Annotated in this window: 12 protein-coding genes; 4 read left to right on the top strand and 8 right to left on the bottom strand. The window is 69.4% G+C overall.

The window, feature by feature from the left end; all coding sequences use genetic code 11:
• Positions 1-74: 74 nt before the first annotated feature.
• The 8 genes from ET989_RS11445 to ET989_RS11410 all read right to left on the bottom strand — a co-directional run bounded on the left by ET989_RS11445 (position 75) and on the right by ET989_RS11410 (position 8330).
• A complete protein-coding gene (locus ET989_RS11445) occupies positions 75-530 on the bottom strand; it encodes an ImmA/IrrE family metallo-endopeptidase (protein WP_131169047.1) in 456 nt (151 codons plus the stop codon).
• The gene (locus tag ET989_RS11440; protein ID WP_131169045.1) at positions 520-1149 is read right to left on the bottom strand and encodes a hypothetical protein; all 630 of its coding nucleotides are present in this window, start codon (positions 1147-1149) and stop codon (positions 520-522) included. The genes ET989_RS11445 and ET989_RS11440 overlap by 11 nt, the downstream gene beginning before the upstream one ends.
• Positions 1146-1673 carry a sigma-70 family RNA polymerase sigma factor gene (locus ET989_RS11435; protein WP_241656325.1) on the bottom strand — a complete coding sequence of 176 codons (528 nt, stop codon included), beginning with the start codon at positions 1671-1673 and terminating at the stop codon, positions 1146-1148. The genes ET989_RS11440 and ET989_RS11435 overlap by 4 nt, the downstream gene beginning before the upstream one ends.
• A 442-nt stretch (positions 1674-2115) precedes the next feature.
• Positions 2116-3024, bottom strand: a complete 909-nt coding sequence (locus ET989_RS11430; protein ID WP_165490148.1) for a TniQ family protein — start codon at positions 3022-3024, stop codon at positions 2116-2118.
• Entirely contained in the window at positions 3024-4409 is a 1386-nt protein-coding gene (locus tag ET989_RS11425; RefSeq protein WP_165490147.1) for a TniQ family protein, read from the bottom strand. Before ET989_RS11425 ends, ET989_RS11430 begins: the two co-directional genes overlap by 1 nt.
• A gap of 8 nt (positions 4410-4417) precedes the next feature.
• Positions 4418-5401 (bottom strand): AAA family ATPase, encoded by a 984-nt coding sequence (locus ET989_RS11420; RefSeq protein WP_165490146.1) that lies wholly within the window; start codon positions 5399-5401, stop codon positions 4418-4420.
• Positions 5398-7524 carry a Mu transposase C-terminal domain-containing protein gene (locus ET989_RS11415; RefSeq protein ID WP_131169037.1) on the bottom strand — a complete coding sequence of 709 codons (2127 nt, stop codon included), beginning with the start codon at positions 7522-7524 and terminating at the stop codon, positions 5398-5400. The genes ET989_RS11420 and ET989_RS11415 overlap by 4 nt, the downstream gene beginning before the upstream one ends.
• Positions 7506-8330, bottom strand: a complete 825-nt coding sequence (locus tag ET989_RS11410) for a hypothetical protein (RefSeq protein WP_206662325.1) — start codon at positions 8328-8330, stop codon at positions 7506-7508. The genes ET989_RS11415 and ET989_RS11410 overlap by 19 nt, the downstream gene beginning before the upstream one ends.
• A 1181-nt stretch (positions 8331-9511) precedes the next feature.
• Here ET989_RS11410 and ET989_RS11405 point away from each other — a divergent pair.
• The 4 genes from ET989_RS11405 to ET989_RS11390 all read left to right on the top strand — a co-directional run bounded on the left by ET989_RS11405 (position 9512) and on the right by ET989_RS11390 (position 16120).
• Positions 9512-10300: a phosphotransferase family protein gene (locus ET989_RS11405; RefSeq protein ID WP_131169033.1), complete on the top strand. Its 789-nt coding sequence runs from the start codon at positions 9512-9514 to the stop codon at positions 10298-10300.
• A complete protein-coding gene (locus tag ET989_RS11400) occupies positions 10297-10557 on the top strand; it encodes a hypothetical protein (protein ID WP_131169031.1) in 261 nt (86 codons plus the stop codon). Before ET989_RS11405 ends, ET989_RS11400 begins: the two co-directional genes overlap by 4 nt.
• The gene (locus ET989_RS11395; protein ID WP_131169029.1) at positions 10554-11378 is read left to right on the top strand and encodes an aldo/keto reductase; all 825 of its coding nucleotides are present in this window, start codon (positions 10554-10556) and stop codon (positions 11376-11378) included. The genes ET989_RS11400 and ET989_RS11395 overlap by 4 nt, the downstream gene beginning before the upstream one ends.
• Positions 11379-11491: 113 nt before the next feature.
• The gene (locus ET989_RS11390; RefSeq protein ID WP_131169027.1) at positions 11492-16120 is read left to right on the top strand and encodes an ATP-dependent helicase; all 4629 of its coding nucleotides are present in this window, start codon (positions 11492-11494) and stop codon (positions 16118-16120) included.
• Positions 16121-16122 lie beyond the last annotated feature (2 nt).

Genomic DNA, 16122 nt, shown 5'->3' with positions numbered 1-16122 from the left:
AGGCGCAACCAAGGACCCCCAGTGGAGAAGCCGGACAGACCGGCAGGACCACCACGCCCACACCCGAAACGCCGTCAACAACGACGCGAACCATCCCCAAGAATCACAGTCGGTGGATCAGGGCTGATGGGCACGCTGAACTGGTCCAGTATCTCGTCAGGAAGCAGGATCCGTTGGGCGATCTGGTCGCACATCCACTCCTCGCGGGGGCCTGCCTCCTCCTCGGGCAGGTCCGCAAGCCAGTCTTGTGCTGCGTCGCAGTCGTGCACCAGGACGTGGCCGAGCTCGTGCGCCAAGGTGAAGTTCTGCCGCCGGCTCTCTGTCGGGCGGAACAAGATGTGTCGGTCCTTGACGAAGGACACGCCGTCACACGACCCGTGTCCGGGACGCTGATCGGTGATCGCTGCGAGTTCAGTAACTTGAAAATCAAGATCGTCCTCGAGCAAGGCCCGGACGTCGTCGCGGGCACGGCGACGACGATCCGGGGCCAGCTGTGCCAACACCTCTTCGACAAGCCGGTCAGGCTTCACGGGACCGCTCCAGCCGCGTCACGTACGCGTCGGCCGCCTCCAGGAACGAGTCCGGTGCTTCATGCCGGTAGGCCGCTGCCGTCATCGCACCAGCCAGTCGTATCTCGGCTTGAGCCCAAGCCACCCGCAACACTGCCGCCAGCCGCTCGACGATTGACTCCCAGCGGGGATCGCTGGCGATGGCCGGGTCAACCATCGATCCGGTCTCTCGAGTGATCGCCTCGACGGTGGAGCCCAACACAGCCGCGATGCGCTCCATCAGCGCCGGAGCCAACGCCACCGCCGCCGAGCTGTTCTGCCACGACCGCACGTCGGCTGCCGATACCTCCCAGCCGTAGGCCTGCAGGCGGTTCGCCACCTCGCTGACCGACAGCTTCCCGCGAAGTCGCTTCATGGCGGGGCCGTCCAGCACCAGTGCAGGAACCGGGCGTAGCCCCAACATGGCCGCCACTGGGTCGTGTTCCAAAGCGGGCGCACCTTGGGCGCCCAGCAACTTCTCCACCTCGGCCAGAGACTGAGCCTCAGCCCACTCGACTTCCGACACTGATTCCGGTCGCGGCATCCACGGATCATTCACCAGGGCGTCCACCAGGACTGCCAGATCCTCTGCACTGCTCATGATGCCACTCCTGTCTGTTGTTCCAACTCGCTCTTCAATTGCTGCAGGCCTTCCTTCTTCAGCACGCTGATCCGGCCCTCACTGATCCCCATCTCAGCGGCGACCTCCTTCGCGGGACGGTCGGCAATTACCACCCGCTCCAAGACGTGTCGGCGTCGCGGCTCTACCCGCGACAATGCTTGCCCAACCACCTGCGCCTCAGCACGCTCTGCTAAACCGTCGCCCACGGCGAAGGCAGCCCCATCCTCGGCAGGTAGCTCGCCATGCCGATCGTCGCGCTCCTTGCGGCAGACCGTGATGGCATGTCGGCGTACGAGGGTGACCAGATAGGACTCCCAGTTGTTGATCAGCTGCGTGGGCGGCTTCTCCAACAGCTTCGCGAAGACGTCCTGGATTACATCCTCTGTCCGATGGCTCAAGTGCTTTGGCAGCCGGCTCTGGGCGACTCGCCACAGCACTTCTCGATGTCGTACGTATAACGCTGCCAGGTCGGGTTGGACCTGGCTTGGTGGTGGCTCGACCATCACCTTTTCTCCTTTCCCCAGCCCTCGGCTGGACTCACCTAGTAGTCGCCTCAGAGCTGCGTTTCTTTAGGCCTGCCCCGGTGGTGGCTACCTGCACCTTCTCGGTGACTGCTGGAGTGATGGCAGCACCGTTCGACTACGTCGACGGTGACAGGAAGATGCTCCGGTAGAAGACGGCGACCGTCGGCATCAAGGACAGTTGGGCGCCCTGCGCGCCCGCAGCGGTAGTATCCGTGGCCAGCCCGGCGGAGGACCGTCAGCGGTTTGCGAAACGTCAGGCTGGTGCTCTCGGTCAACAGCATCCGCACGAATCCGACGCTACCGCGCGGCAGAAGCCACGTTGGACAACATTGAGGCCAATCGCACTGGTAAGTCGCCGGTTAGGGCAGGTGCGTCAATGGCGTTGGCTGTCTGGACCCACAGTCGCGGGACGAAGCACCGTTCACGGGCCCCGAGCTCCCCAGATCGCTCGAACGTCGTCCAAGATGTGACGCAGCGGCAAGATGAAAGTTGACACCTGTGCGGCGCTGAATGGCCACGGTCGTTGGTAGGCCAGCATCCACCGTCGGAGAACCGCGGCTGCGGTTGCGGGGTCGGGGGCGTCGATGAGTGGCCAGGCTTGTTCGAGGGCACGGTCGGCTTCGTGCGCCGTCCAGTGTTCTACGGAGTGGCGATGATGGTCGCGTTGGAGGGTGCGCTGGATGGCGATGCTCTGCCGCCATCCCCTGAGGGCGGTGTCTGCCGGTACGGGGTAGCCGGCGATGGTGCTGTCCTCCTCGGCCAGCAGTCTCTGTCCGGCGTAGGTTCGTCGGCGTGCGTCGAGGTCTGCTTCCTCGGGGGTCGCCTCTGTGAGGGGCTTCGCGCAGGAGAGACAGCTGACGGGCGTGGTGGCACGTGGCGCCCAGGCATCGTCGCGTTGGGTGCTTCCGCAGTGGGGACAGTGGTCGTGAAGCCAGATCTCGTGGTCGTCGCAGGTGCAGATCCAGGGCAGGCGCCATTCGAGTCGCCAGTAGCCGTTCTCGTCGAGACACCAGGGACAGAATCTGGTGTTGAGGGTGTCGATCCAAGGGCGGTGGAGCCGCTGAGGGTGTCCCAGGAGTCTGAGGTCGAGGACGGTGGGGTGCCATCGTGTCGCGTGGAGGTCGTCGATCTCGCTCGTGCGGAGCCCGAGGAGCTCTGCGATGCGGTGGGTGGTGGCGGGGTCGAGGAGCAGGCTATTGGTCTCGCCTGGGGTGAGGCCCAAGCTGGTGGTGAGCATGCGGGGGGTGGTTCCGAGGGCGTGGGCGGTCCGGCGCAGGTAGGAACCGAAGCTCTCGCCGGCGCCTGGCAGCAGTCGGATGGGAAGGTTCATCAGTCTCTCGTGGCCTGCGATGCCAGGGCTTCGAGTCGCTCGCCGTGTTCGGTGTGGAACGCCAGGAGGCCGGCCGACTCGGGTCGCTGTCGATGGCGTCGGCAGGCCCAGTGCAGGTGGAGCCACAGTTCGACGTCGCGGCGGTGGAGCGCGGGAGCGCCGCCCGCGACCGCCGAGATGGTCTCGGGTGTGAGGGCCTTGTGTCTGGCGCGGTAGTCGATCGCGTGCGCTGCGAGTGCGTGTGCCGCGTGGGTGATCTGCTGCCAGAAGTCTTCGAGGCGTCCTGCTTGTTCGAGGGCGGCCTGGAGGTGGGCGAGGGGGCGCATGGGTTGGGTGCGGGCCTGGCCGTGCCCCCATGGAGTGCCGATGCCCAGCTGCCAGACGGCGGCGGCGCACAGGGCGCGTCCTCGGTTGATCGGGATGTCGCCGCAGGTGAGTGCGAGGTCGGGCATGTACAGGTTCAGAGGCAGGAGTTCGGGGTAGTGGGCCGGATCGTGTGAGAGACCGGTCACGGCTTCGATCGGTGGTTCCCGGTAGCGCACGAGGACCGCGTAGTGGGGTGGGTCGGGGAGGGTCGCGAGGTCGAGGATCACGCGGCTGCGTAGCGGGTCTCCCCAGGCGAAGTTGAGATCGTGGGTGGTGCGGTTCTGCGCGACACGATGCTCGATGGGGCAGCGGACTTCGTCGGGAATCCTGGTGGTTCCGGGTCGGCTGAGGACGTGCCGGCCAGCGGGAATGAGCGTGTCGAGGGTGTCCTGTCGACCGCTCCAGCGGGTGGCGATGATCAGGAGATCGGAGATGAAGGTCTCGGGTTCGGTCCACGGGACGGATTCACCGTCACCGGCCAGGATGGCCAAGATGCGAGCTTGGATCGCCACGGCGCCGGACGACGCGGGCTTGGTGCTCCAGTCGGTCACCGGCGCCAGCCATTGTGCGTGTTCGGTGCAGATGACCTGGCACGTGGACAGCCATGTCAGGGCCCAGTGCTGCGGGGCCCGGGTCCGGCAGGCCGGGCAGTGCATCAGCGTCCGGTGGCTTCGCACGGCCGGGGCCCACACGTTCGACTCCTCGCCATGGGTCAGGGGGTCGAGACGTTCACGGTCCACCGCGTCCCAGCCGGAGGAGATGGTTGCGTAGCGTTCGAGGAACATGCCGCGGATCTGGTGGTCGTCGAGGTGGAAGTGGTGCCCGAGCCGTTCGTAGGTCTCGGGTCGTGCGGCGATGCCGATGCTCCTGCGTGCCCGGAAGCCGTGGGTTGCGTGACGATCGGTGGGCAAGAACGGTGCCAGCAGGCTGAGGGGGTGCTGGACGCCCAGGGCTGCGGCGGCGCGGCGTAGATAGCCGTGCCAGGCCTCGTCGGGGGCGGGTTCGATCCGGATGGGCAACGGTCGGATCACCTGGCCCCCGGTTTCGTGGCCACGAGGGCGCTGCGGTCGAGGGGCTTGTCGTTGGTGGCCGCCCACGCGGCGGCGCGGAGGAGCCACTCGATGGCCGTGCCGGGTCGACCGTCGACACCGCTGACCAGGTAGTCGATTGCTGCCCGGGTGTGGAGCCGGTTCTGCTTGTGGCCGCGCGGAAGAGCCACGTACTCGCTCACGTGGGCGATCAGTCTGAGCCAGTCCTCATGGATGTGTCCCGCCTCGTCGTGGCTGGGCCAGGGGCGTAGTCGTACCCAGTGGCTGCGGTTGAGGAGTTGGGCGGCGGTGATGCGGTCCCGACCGTTGTCGACGAACAGCGGGTGGCGGCGGAGTTCGATGCCTGCCAGGACCAGGGTCAGCGGGAGGCCGGTAACGAGAGCCTTGATGGAGTCCGCCAGAGAACGGGCGTCGCGTCCACCGAAGCTTCGTAGGGCGTGGATGTCATCGACGAAGACCGTATGGAGTCCCATGGGCTTGCTGGTGTGGGCGAGCTGTTGGAGGTACTGCGCGAGGGTGGGACGCGACGACGGCGGAGGGAGGTGGCAGAACCCGGCGATCGCCCCGGCGACGGATCGGCCCTCGCCCCCGGAGGTGGCGTTCACGTAAGCCCACGGGATGGAGTGAGGACTCCGTTCCTGCCGCTCTTCCTGTGCCCAGACGGCGCGGGCTTGGGCCAGGGCCGTGTGCAGGACCAGAGTGGTCTTACCGAAGTGAGCTGGGCCGTCGATGACCACCAGCCGCCGGGCGCCCAGGGGTCTGGTTGCGTTGAAGCTCTGGATCTCCTCGATGGCACGGCGGACGCGAACGGCATCGGGAGTATGGATGAACGGCATCGCGTAGACGTAGTGGACGAAGGAGTCGACCTCACCGAGTTCGCCGATCACCTGAGGTGGCCGTGTGGGTGCGGGCGAGTTGGTGTGCCAATCGTCGAGCAGATTGGGCTGGAAGCCGATGGTCATTGGATGCCCTCCTGCCATCCGTTCTCGTATGCCGAGAGGTCCATGTACTCCTCGTCGGCCTCGGGGTCGTCGTCGGTCGTGGTGATGTCAAGGCGTCCGATGAGGCTGCGGTACTCCAGCGGGCTGTCCTCCAGGTCTTTGGCCCAGGCTTCGCGCCGGGATGCCTCGAAGTCGGCTTGGCGCTGTTGGCGACGGTCGGCGAAGACTCCGCGTGACCAAGCCATCGACAGGCGGGCCAAGGCATCGAGTCGTTGGGTGGCGGTGTAGCCGCGGGCGCGGTCGTCCCGCGTGATGGCTTCGTGGAGGAGTGCCTCGCCGAATGGTGCCATCGTTCGCCCGACGCCAGAACCGACGGGGACGCTCAGCCACTGTCGAGTGACTGGGTGTTGGACGAACACTCGCGACAGGTCGTAGCGGTCATAGCGGACGTCCATGAGGTGTCCGGGGCGACCCAGCCCCGGCTGCACGAACTGGCGGAGGTCCATCAGTTCGTCGGACTGGTAGACCAACCCATGCAGGTTGATGCCGTAGTCCTCGAGTCTGCGGGGCTCAGAAGACAGGAAGTCGATGACGCGCCACGGGTCGGTGGGCACGGGTACTTCCCCGACGACCGTGAGGTAGTTCTCCAGTATCTGGTTGGGTGTGGCGCGAAGGGCCGGGTTCAGGGGGTCGGTGAGCCCGTGGTGTTCGGTGTTGTTGTAGACGCCGAGGAACGCGCTCCAGAGGGCGTCGTGGAGGTCGCCCATGGTGAGGCAGACTTCGCCGGCATTGTCCTTGGGGTGGTTCGCGACAGAGGCTCCCTTGTAGCCGGCCTCGAGGAAGAGGGACTGCACCTGGTCCAGGACCCGGTGGAGTGACTCGACGATGCCCTTGGCCCAGCCGGCTGCGGGAGGGCAGTAGATGAGGTTGATGCCGTTGCGTGCTGCGGCGCTGAGCAGGTGCAGGGATTCGTTCTCTCGGCCATGATCCATCACGACGAAGGACGGTCGGATCCCCAGCTTGGTGCCGATCACAGCGGGTCTCGTCACTCGTAGTCCGGATGACCCAGCGGTGAGGGTCACGAAGCGGGGCAAACCCCTGACGAGTTGATACTGGTAGGGCCAGCCGGCGCGAGTGACCTGAGGCCGACCCATGTCCCACAGCAGCATCGCGACATCGCGTGAACTCGGCGCATTCGCGACGACGCGACAGGCCACGACCATGCGGGTGTACACGTCGATCCCACTGAGGATGTAGGCCTTGGCGCGACCGACGCGTGGGAACCACGGGTGCATGGTCGTCTCTGTGGCATCGATCTGCACGAGTTCCCCAGGCCGGCTCGCGGTGAGCGAGCCGTAGGTGCGTCCGACATCGCGTGTGCGGTTCCGTCGCGACTTGGCTTCCCGGTGGAGCGCCTGTCCGCGGGTCAGTTCCCCGAGGAGCCGGGCCATCTCATCGGCGGTGAAGCTCACTTCGAAGCCGGTGTCCCAGAGGCGTGCTTGCGCCAGAGCCGCCAGCACGGTGTTGTCGACTCGGGGTCGGTCGGGTTGTTCGGCAACGAACTCCTGCAGGACCTCGCGCACGTCGTCGGGTAACTCGGCGACACCGAGGGGAATGCGACGGTTTCGGTGGACGAGGCCGAGAACGCCGTCCTGGTCGAACATCGAGAGCTGCCGGTACAGCTGAGACTCTGAGCTCGGGAACTCGCCACGAGCACGCAGTTCCCGGGACTTGTGGGCGACGCGCTCGCCCAAGGTGGTGATCGTTGGGTCGTAACGCGGGTCAAGAAGCCCCTCGAGTCGATCCAGTTCTGCGAGACCCCGGCGGCTACCTGAGCGGAGTTCGAGCAGGTCCCGCGCTCGGCGCTCCAATCGCTGACGTTCCGCTTCGTTCAGGGCGTGCCAGATCCAGGACGTGGGGAGTTCCAGCCGGTCCGGCACTCGTACCTGCGGCATCGTGGTCGGGCGCACCCGCTGGTAGACCTCGCTGAGCGTTAGTCGCACCAACTCGTTGGCGACGGTGAACACGACCTCCATGCCGGCGGGGCCTCGCTCGAAGCGGACCATTCGATGGATGACGCCGTCGAGGTCCACCAGGCCGCCGGGCCGCAGGAACGAGTGGCCCTTCACACCTGCATCAGCCACGGCGGCGCCTCTCTGGGCGGGGTGCCGTAGACCGGGCTCCACGGAGCGAGGGGTTGATCGAGATCCACGAAGAGCTGGCCGCTGGCCATGGCGGCCAGCACCCTCCTGCGTGCGTCGGGGCAGGCGAGCGCGGCCTCGATGTCAGCCACGCGGACGCGACCCGCCGATTGCCCTGTCATCCTCACGGTCTCGTCGGGAACAGTCTCCCGGCCGAAGTCCCCCCACAGGAACCGCAGGTTGCGACACCTCTGAGCGGGCAGCTCGGTACGGACTTGGTATTCCCACCCGATCGCACGGCAGGTCTCGGCAGTGAGGGTCAGGATGGCGCCCAACCGCGGGTCCGTGCGTAGCTTCTCCGCTCGTGTGACATCCACCAGAAGCAGACGCCCATCGCGCAACGCGACGAGGGCATCGGGGGTGTGTTCACGGAGACCGCGGCGCGGGAAGCGCCACTCGAAGCGGACTGGCTGCGTGACGACATCGACGGCTCTGCCAACCAGGACGAGGTCCATCAGGTGATGCATCTCGTTGAAGCTCTCGAACCAGATCGCGCGACGCTGGTCGACCCCACCCGGCACGTGCAGGACTCCGATGTAGTTCGGCATGCCCACGTGCGAGGACATCACGCGGACCATCTCCAGCCCGTTCGGCTGAATGGCCCGGGCCCCGTGTACGGCGAGCAGCGAGCCTGCCTGCGACCCGCGACGGATCACCCCCACGGTGGCTCCATGCGCCACCTGCCGACGCTTCTCTTCATCGAGCGCCGTATCGATGACGACGTCCCAAGGACACCTGATTCCCTGCACATCAGGGAGGAGGGAAACGAACCGCCCCGCCCTACGTGGGCTCTTGACCGCATGGGGGTTGGGCCCGGAAGATAGCATGCGAAAGCCTTCCACTTGGTTTTCCTTCCGACGGACGAGCCGCGAACTCCACCGACGGACCTACAGGCCGGGCCCGCAAGGCCCGGTCTCGTGCGTTACGAGCAGTTGAGAGTGGTGCGTCGTCGTAATCGACGCCACGAAGCACAGATCGAAGAGGCTGCTCCCTTCCGCGGCGGCCACGATGGGATCGGTCCGCATCGCCCGCGTGTCGCTCCAATCCAACGGACACCGCGAGCCTAATGTCTAGTGACCCAGCACCTCAATGCATTTTCCGACCCGGGCTGGCGCCAGCCGCGTCGACGCAAATGCACGGGTGGTGGTGTATTGCCGGGCGCGCGAACGTATCACGCCTAGTGGAAGCCCGAAAGAAAAACATCAAACAAGTGATAACAATGCACACTGTTATCGGAAGCAATCGAGCAATGAAAGGCGTAGTAAATGGGCGAACAAGGGGTAGGGAGCCGACGAGAGGTGGCACTATTCTCCACCGCGCTGAAGAGTCTCGGGGACCGTCCTGCCGCGCGCGACGTGCTCGAGCTCGCCGCCGACCCTCGATTCGCGATCGACAGCACTCAGCCCTGCATGCGTCCGGGATGCCACAACACGTGCGAGTGGGGAGGGCGGGGTCGTCCCAGGATGTTCTGCAGCGACCAGTGTCGACGCCAATACGACAGGACTCGTGCCGAACTCCTGCGCCAGGTCGCCACCCTCGAGCGGCTCTCGAATGTCTTCCACGAACTCGATCGCCGCAAGGCAGTGGCCGAGCTTGCCAAGCGACGGTGGGTCCTGGCGCGCTACCCAGCCTTGGGGGTCGCTCTCGGTGAGTCCACCGGAGAAGACCAGCCGCACTGATGGCGAGTTGTAGTCAGTCCCACTAGGTTTCACGCATTTTCTCGGACTCCTGAGCGTGAGCCACTCTCACGTACTCGCAGAATCCGCGCGCTACTCGCAGAATCGCACCCGCCGGACACGTGGCGTTCGGCGCTGGCCGGGATTGAGCCCGAGTTACACGGGTGTAGTTTTCCCCAGCTGTGCACAACCCTGTGGACGGCGGCCTCCCCGAACCTCCGCCCCACCGAGGCCGGCGCTCTAGAGTGGAGGACATGCGCCAGCAGGTGGTCGACGACGTCATCGTCAGCAAGCATCCGGCCGGCACGATGGAGGACGACCTGGCCGTGCGTCTGGCCGTCGCGTCCACCGATCCCGTCCGCCGCAGCTTCGCGCCGCCCCTCAGCGCCATCCCGGTCGCCGCGCCCGACGGGCGGCTGGTCACCCTCGCCCCGCGCACCCACCCGATCCCCGACGATGAGCCCCCTCCGTGGCACGAGGCAGGCGCCCTGCTGGCGCGGCTGCACTCCTGCCCCGTCCCCGACGACCTTCCCGAGCACGGCGGACGCCAGCAGTTCGCCGCCGCCGTCGCCGAGGCGGATGCCCTTCACCCCGGCGGTTCCACCGACGTCCTGCGCGAGCTGGGGCTGCACCTGCTCCAGTCCTGGCCCGTGCCTACCCGGGTGGCCGTTGTACACGGCACCTTCGACCTCGGTCGCCTCGGCCGGCTACCCGGCACCGAAGCCTGGCTGCTCACCGGCCCGCACACCCTCGGCGTCGGGGACGCCGCCTGGGACCTCGCCGGGCCGGCCGCTCTGTGGGGCGCCGGGCTACTCGACGACGCGAGCTGGTTCGCCTTCGTGGGCGGCTACGCGGCAGCCGGCGGGCGCACGCCCACGGAGGGGCAGCCCTGGCCCGGCCTCGACCACCCCGCCCGGTGCGCGCTGCTGATGGCCACCGTCGCCGAGCTGCGCCGCTGCCCCGGCCACCCTCAGCCCGAGCTCAGCCCCGCCGCCGAGGCCCTGCTCGCCGCGTGCGTCAAGGCGAACGGACGCCGCTGGTGACCGACTCCCCCAGCTGCCCGCACTGCCGGCAACCGCTGCCGGGCTGGAACCCGCCGCCCGAGCCCGGTCCCCCGCCCCAGCGCGAGCCGGGGTACGCCGACCACCACCCCCAGCGCAAGGCCGGCCACGCCGCCACGCGTCCCCTCCCGCCGTTCGCGCCCGGCTGGCTGGCCGGGCCCACGGCGTCCGACCCCGACGCGCACGGTCTGCTGCGCGGCATGATGAATTCCTTCACGAGAGAAGAGGAAGCACGATGACCCTGGTCCCCGAGATCACGCTCCACGACGGCACGACGATCCCGCAGCTCGCCTTCGGCACGTGGCAGGTGCCGGATGCCGACGTCACACCCGCCGTCCTGCACGCGCTCGAGACCGGCTACCGGCACATCGACACCGCCGCCATCTACGGCAACGAGGCGGGCGTGGGCCGTGCCATCGCGCAGGGAGGCGTTGCCCGCGAGGACCTCTACATCACCACCAAGCTGTGGAACGACGTCCACCGGAAGGCCGACGCCCGCCGCGCCATCGAGACGAGCCTGGAGAAGCTCGGCCTCGACCACGTGGACCTGTACCTCATCCACTGGCCCTCCACCGTGAAGCACGGCGACGCCTACATCGAGGCTTGGGACGCCCTCCAGGAGTTCAAGGCCGAGGGTCTGGTCACCAGCATCGGCGTGAGCAACTTCCACGCCCACCACCTCGATGCGATCTCCGGGGAGGTGCCGGCGATAAACCAGATCGAGGTGCACCCGACGTTCGCCCAGATCCCCCTGCGGGCGTTCTGCGAGGAGCGCGGCATCAAGGTGGAGTCGTGGAGCCCGCTCGGCTCGGGCGCCGACCTCGGCAACGGCGAGTTGGCCGACATCGCCGCCGCCCACGGGCGCTCGGTGGCGCAGGTGATCATCCGCTGGCACCTCCAGCACGGCCTGATTGTGCTGCCCAAGTCGGTCACCCCTGCCCGCATCGAGGAGAACTTCGCCGTGTTCGACTTCGAGCTCGACGCCGACACCATGGCCCGCATCGACGGCCTGGACGCCGGCAACCGCGTCGGCTCCGACCCGGACACCGCCGGCTTCTGACGGTCAGCCGCCTCTCAGTCTGACGGGACCTCAGTCACACTGACCTCGCGGGGCCCCATGCGGCGATTGAGAGGCGGGAAACCGTCAGTCGGCCGTGGCAGAGTGTCCCCACGATGACAATTGGTCCCGGCTCCGAGGTGCTGGAACGCTTCTCCACCGCAACGCGGGCGTGGTTCTCCAGCAGCTTCACCGCGCCCACAGCCGCCCAGGCCGGGGCGTGGGCGGCCATCAGCGCGGGCGAGCACACGCTGGTCGTCGCTCCGACGGGCTCGGGCAAGACCCTCGCCGCGTTCCTGTGGGCCATCGACAAGCTGGCGGCGGCTTCGACGAGCTCAGCCAACCGGGCGGCAGAGCCTGTCGAAGCCCCCTCCACACGCGTCCTCTACATCTCCCCCCTGAAGGCGCTGGCGGTCGACGTCGAGCGCAACCTTCGTTCACCGCTGGTCGGCATCGGGCACGCGGCCGACCGGCTGGGGCTGCCGCGGCCCGAGGTGACCGTGGGCGTCCGCTCGGGCGACACCCCGGCCGACCAGCGCCGCCGGTACGCGCGCAACCCCGACGACATCCTCATCACCACCCCCGAGTCCCTGTACCTGCTGCTCACCTCGCAGGCGCGCGAGGCGTTGCGCGGCGTCGAGACCGTGATCATCGACGAGGTGCACGCGGTGGCGGGCACCAAGCGCGGCGCCCATCTGGCCCTGACGCTCGAGCGGCTGGACGCCCTTCTGCCCTCCCCTGCGCAGCGGATCGGGCTGTCGGCGACCGTGCGGCCGATCGAGGAGGTGGCGCGGTTCCTGGCCGGGGGGCGTCCAGTGTCGGTGGTGCAGCCGCCGAGCGAGAAGCAGTGGGACCTGCGGGTCGTCGTCCCCGTCGAGGACATGGCCTCGCTGGCCGCGCCACCCCCCGAGGACGAGGACGGGCCGCGGCAGGTCCCCTCGATCTGGCCCCACGTCGAGGAGCGCATCGTCGACCTCGTCGAGGCCCACCGCTCGACGCTGGTGTTCGCCAACTCGCGTCGGCTGGCCGAGCGGCTGACCGGCAGGCTGAACGAGATCGCCGCCGAGCGCGCCGAGGCCCAAGCCCTGGACAACGAGAACCCAAGCCCTCGGCAGGCGCAACCCAAGCCCTCGGCGCAGGCGCCCGCACAGGTGATGGGGCAGGCCGGGGCGTCCGCGGGAGCGCAGCCCGTGATTGCCCGGGCCCACCACGGCTCGGTGTCCCACGACCAGCGCAAGCAGACCGAGGAGGCGCTCAAGGCAGGCCACCTGCCCGCCGTGGTCGCCACCTCCAGCCTCGAGCTGGGCATCGACATGGGCGCGGTCGACCTCGTCGTCCAGGTGGAGGCGCCCCCGTCGGTGGCCTCAGGCCTGCAACGCGTGGGTCGCGCCGGCCACCAGGTCGGGGCAGTCAGCCGGGGGGTGTTCTTCCCGAAGTACCGCGGCGACCTCGTCGCCACGAGCGTGATCGTCGACCGCATGCGCGCCGGGGCGATCGAGCAGCTGCACGTGCCGGCGAACCCGCTCGACGTGCTCGCCCAGCAGGTCGTGGCGATGGTGGCCCTCGACGAGTGGGCCGTCCCCGACCTCCTCGAGCTCGTGCGGAGGGCCGCCCCGTTCGCGACCTTGACCCGCGGCGTCCTCGACGCGGTGCTCGACATGCTGGCCGGCCGCTACCCGGCCGAGGAGTTCGCCGAGCTGCGCCCCCGCCTCGTCTGGGACCGCGTCACGGACACCCTCACCGGCCGTCGCGGCGCACAACGCATCGCGGTCACCAACGGCGGCACCATCCCCGACCGGGGGCTGTTCGGCGTGTTCATCGCCGGCGACGGTCCCGGCCGCCGCGTCGGCGAGCTCGACGAGGAGATGGTCTACGAGTCGCGCGTCGGCGACGTCATCACGCTGGGCACCAGCGCCTGGCGCATCGAGGACATCACCCACGATCAGGTCCTCGTCTCGCCCGCGCCGGGGCAGCCGGGCCGCCTGCCGTTCTGGAAGGGCGACACCATCGGGCGCCCCGCCGAGCTGGGCGAGGCGCTCGGTTCGTTCGTGCGCGAGCTGTCCACCTCGGACGCCGTGGGTGCGGCCGAACGGCTGGTCGCCTCGGGGCTCGACGAACTCGCGGCGTCCAACCTGCTCACGTACGTGGCCGAGCAGCGCGAGCAGACCGGTCAGGTACCCACCGACCGCACGATCGTGGTCGAGCGGTTCACCGACGAGCTGGGCGACTGGCGCATCGTGATCCACTCGCCGTGGGGTGCGCGGGTGCACGCGCCGTGGTCGCTGGCCATCGCCGCCCGGCTGCGCGAGCGCTACGGGGTCGACGTGCAGGCGATGCACGCCGACGACGGCATCGTGCTGCGGCTGCCCGACATGGGCTACTCCGACCCGACCGCCGACCCCGGCGACGCCGACTCGTGGGGCGCCCCGTCCGCTCCGCCCGACCTCATGGAGCACATCGTCCTCGACCCCGAGGAGGTGACCGCGCTCGTCACCGAACTGGTGGGCGGCTCGGCGCTGTTCGCCTCCCGGTTCCGCGAGTGCGCGGGTCGCGCACTGCTGCTGCCCAACCGGCGCCCCGGCCACCGGCAGGCGCTGTGGCAGCAGCGGCAGCGGTCGGCGGCGTTGCTGGAGGTGGCGTCGAACTACCCGGCGTTCCCCATCGTCCTGGAGGCCGTGCGCGAGTGCCTGCAGGACGTCTTCGACCTGCCCGCCCTCGTGGACCTGATGGGGCGCATCCGCGACCGGCGGGTGCAGGTCGTCGAGGTCTCCACCGGACGCCCGAGCCCGTTCGCCCAGTCGTTGCTGTTCGGGTACGTGGCCCAGTTCCTCTACGAGGGGGACTCCCCGCTGGCCGAGCGTCGCGCGGCCGCGCTGTCGCTCGACCCCGACCTGCTCGCAGAGTTGCTCGGCACCGCCGAGGGGCTCAGCCTCCGCGACCTGCTGGACCCGGCCGCCATCCAACGCACCCGCGACGAGCTCCAGCACCTCGCCGAGGGGCGCCGCGCGCGCGACGCTGACGAGGTCACCGATCTGCTGCGGGCACTTGGCCCCCTCTCCGAGCCAGACCTGGCGGCCCGTTCGACCGACCCGGAGGCCGTCGCCGGCTGGCTGGCCAGCCTCGACGAGGCCCGGCGCATCTTCCGCGTCGGCGACCGGTGGGCCGCCGCCGAGGACGCCGGGCGCCTCCGCGACGCCCTCGGCACCGCCCTGCCCCCCGGCCTCCCGCACGCGTTCACGGATCCGGTGACCGACCCGCTGGGCGACCTGCTCGTCCGCTATGCCCGCACCCACCCGCCGTTCGCCATCGACGACGTCGCCGCCTGGCTGGGCATCGGCCCCGCCGTCGCGCTGGCCAGCCTGCGCGGCCTCCAGGCGGCCGGACGCCTCGTCGAGGGCGAGTTCACGCCGGGGGCGTCTGGGCGCGAGTTCGTCGACCCGGGCGTCCTGCGGCTGATCCGGCGGCGGTCGGTCGCCGCGCTGCGCGCCGAGGTCGAACCGGTGCCCGCCGAGGACTACGCCCGCTTCCTCCCCGCCTGGCAGGGTGTCGGCGGAGGCTACCGCGGCGTCGACGGCGTGCTGCGTGTGATCGAGCAGCTGGCCGGGGTGTCACTGGCCGCCTCGGCGGTGGAGACCCTGATCCTGCCCGCGCGCGTGCGCGACTACGCCCCCGCGATGCTCGACGAGCTGTGCGCCGCCGGCGAGGTCGGCTGGCGCGGTCAGGGCGGTCTGGCGGCTTCCGACGGCTGGGTCACCCTGTGGCCGACCGACCTCGGGCCGCTCGGCGCGGCGCTGGGCGAGCCCGAAGGCGACCTCGAGCTCGCCTTGGTGGACGCGCTGGGCACCGGCGGGGCGTCCTTCTTCAGCCCGCTGGCGGACGCCGTGGGCGACCCGGGCGGGCTCGCGGCGTCCGACGGGCTGTGGTCGCTGGTCTGGAAGGGCCTGGTCACGAACGACACCCTCGCCCCGGTGCGCGCCCGGCTCGGCGGGGGGTCGCCCACGCACCGCGCCCGCACAGCCGCCCCCCGCACACGGTACGGACGCCCCCGCCTCCGCCTGCCGCGGGCGTCCGCTCCCCCGTCGGTCGGTGGGCGCTGGTCACTGGTGCAAGCGGAGCCCTCGGCGGCCTCGACCCAAGCCCTCGGCGAGCGGCTCGTGCTGACCGCCGAACTGCTCCTGGACCGTTACGGCGTCGTCACGCGCGGGGCCGTCCAGGCCGAGGGGATCGAAGGCGGCTTCGCCGGGGTCTACAAGGTCTACTCCGCCGCCGAGGACGCCGGACGCCTCCGGCGCGGCTACTTCGTCGAGGGCTTGGGTGCCGCCCAGTTCGCCACCACGGGCGCGATCGACCGACTCCGCGGCGTCGGTCGGGGCGCGGCAGCGGGCGCACTGGTGCTCGCGGCGTCCGACCCGGCGAACCCGTTCGGCGCAGCCCTGCCGTGGCCCGGGTCAGGCGACCACCGGCCGAGCCGGAAGGCGGGGGCGCTGGTGGTCCTCGACGACGGGCACTTGGTCGCGTGGCTCGAGCGCGGCGGGCGCACGGCGCTCACGTGGTCGGAGGACCCCGACCGGCTGCGCCGGGCCGCCGAAGCTCTGGCGGGGCTCATCCAGGGCGGCCGGGTGGCCGCGCTCACCGTCGAGAAGGTCGACGGCGCCGCCTCACTGGGCGCCGACCACCCGTTCGTGCACGCGCTGCTGGCGGCGGGGTTCCACCAGACACCCAAGGGCGTCCGGCTGCGCCGCTGAAC

Source organism: Propioniciclava sinopodophylli (genome assembly GCF_004324755.1).
Taxonomy (GTDB): Bacteria; Actinomycetota; Actinomycetes; order Propionibacteriales; family Propionibacteriaceae; genus Propioniciclava; species Propioniciclava sinopodophylli.
Note: the sequence above shows the minus strand (reverse complement) of the source record. Positions and strands in the feature narration are given on the sequence as shown.

Excerpts from the sequence above, each read along its gene's own strand:
- ET989_RS11440 (WP_131169045.1), bottom strand. The coding sequence starts at position 1,149 with ATGAGCAGTGCAGAGGATCTGGCAGTCCTGGTGGACGCCCTGGTGAAT.
- ET989_RS11435 (WP_241656325.1), bottom strand. The coding sequence starts at position 1,673 with ATGGTCGAGCCACCACCAAGCCAGGTCCAACCCGACCTGGCAGCGTTA.
- ET989_RS11430 (WP_165490148.1), bottom strand. The coding sequence starts at position 3,024 with ATGAACCTTCCCATCCGACTGCTGCCAGGCGCCGGCGAGAGCTTCGGT.
- ET989_RS11420 (WP_165490146.1), bottom strand. The coding sequence starts at position 5,401 with ATGACCATCGGCTTCCAGCCCAATCTGCTCGACGATTGGCACACCAAC.
- ET989_RS11405 (WP_131169033.1), top strand. The coding sequence starts at position 9,512 with ATGCGCCAGCAGGTGGTCGACGACGTCATCGTCAGCAAGCATCCGGCC.
- ET989_RS11395 (WP_131169029.1), top strand. The coding sequence starts at position 10,554 with ATGACCCTGGTCCCCGAGATCACGCTCCACGACGGCACGACGATCCCG.
- ET989_RS11390 (WP_131169027.1), top strand. The coding sequence starts at position 11,492 with ATGACAATTGGTCCCGGCTCCGAGGTGCTGGAACGCTTCTCCACCGCA.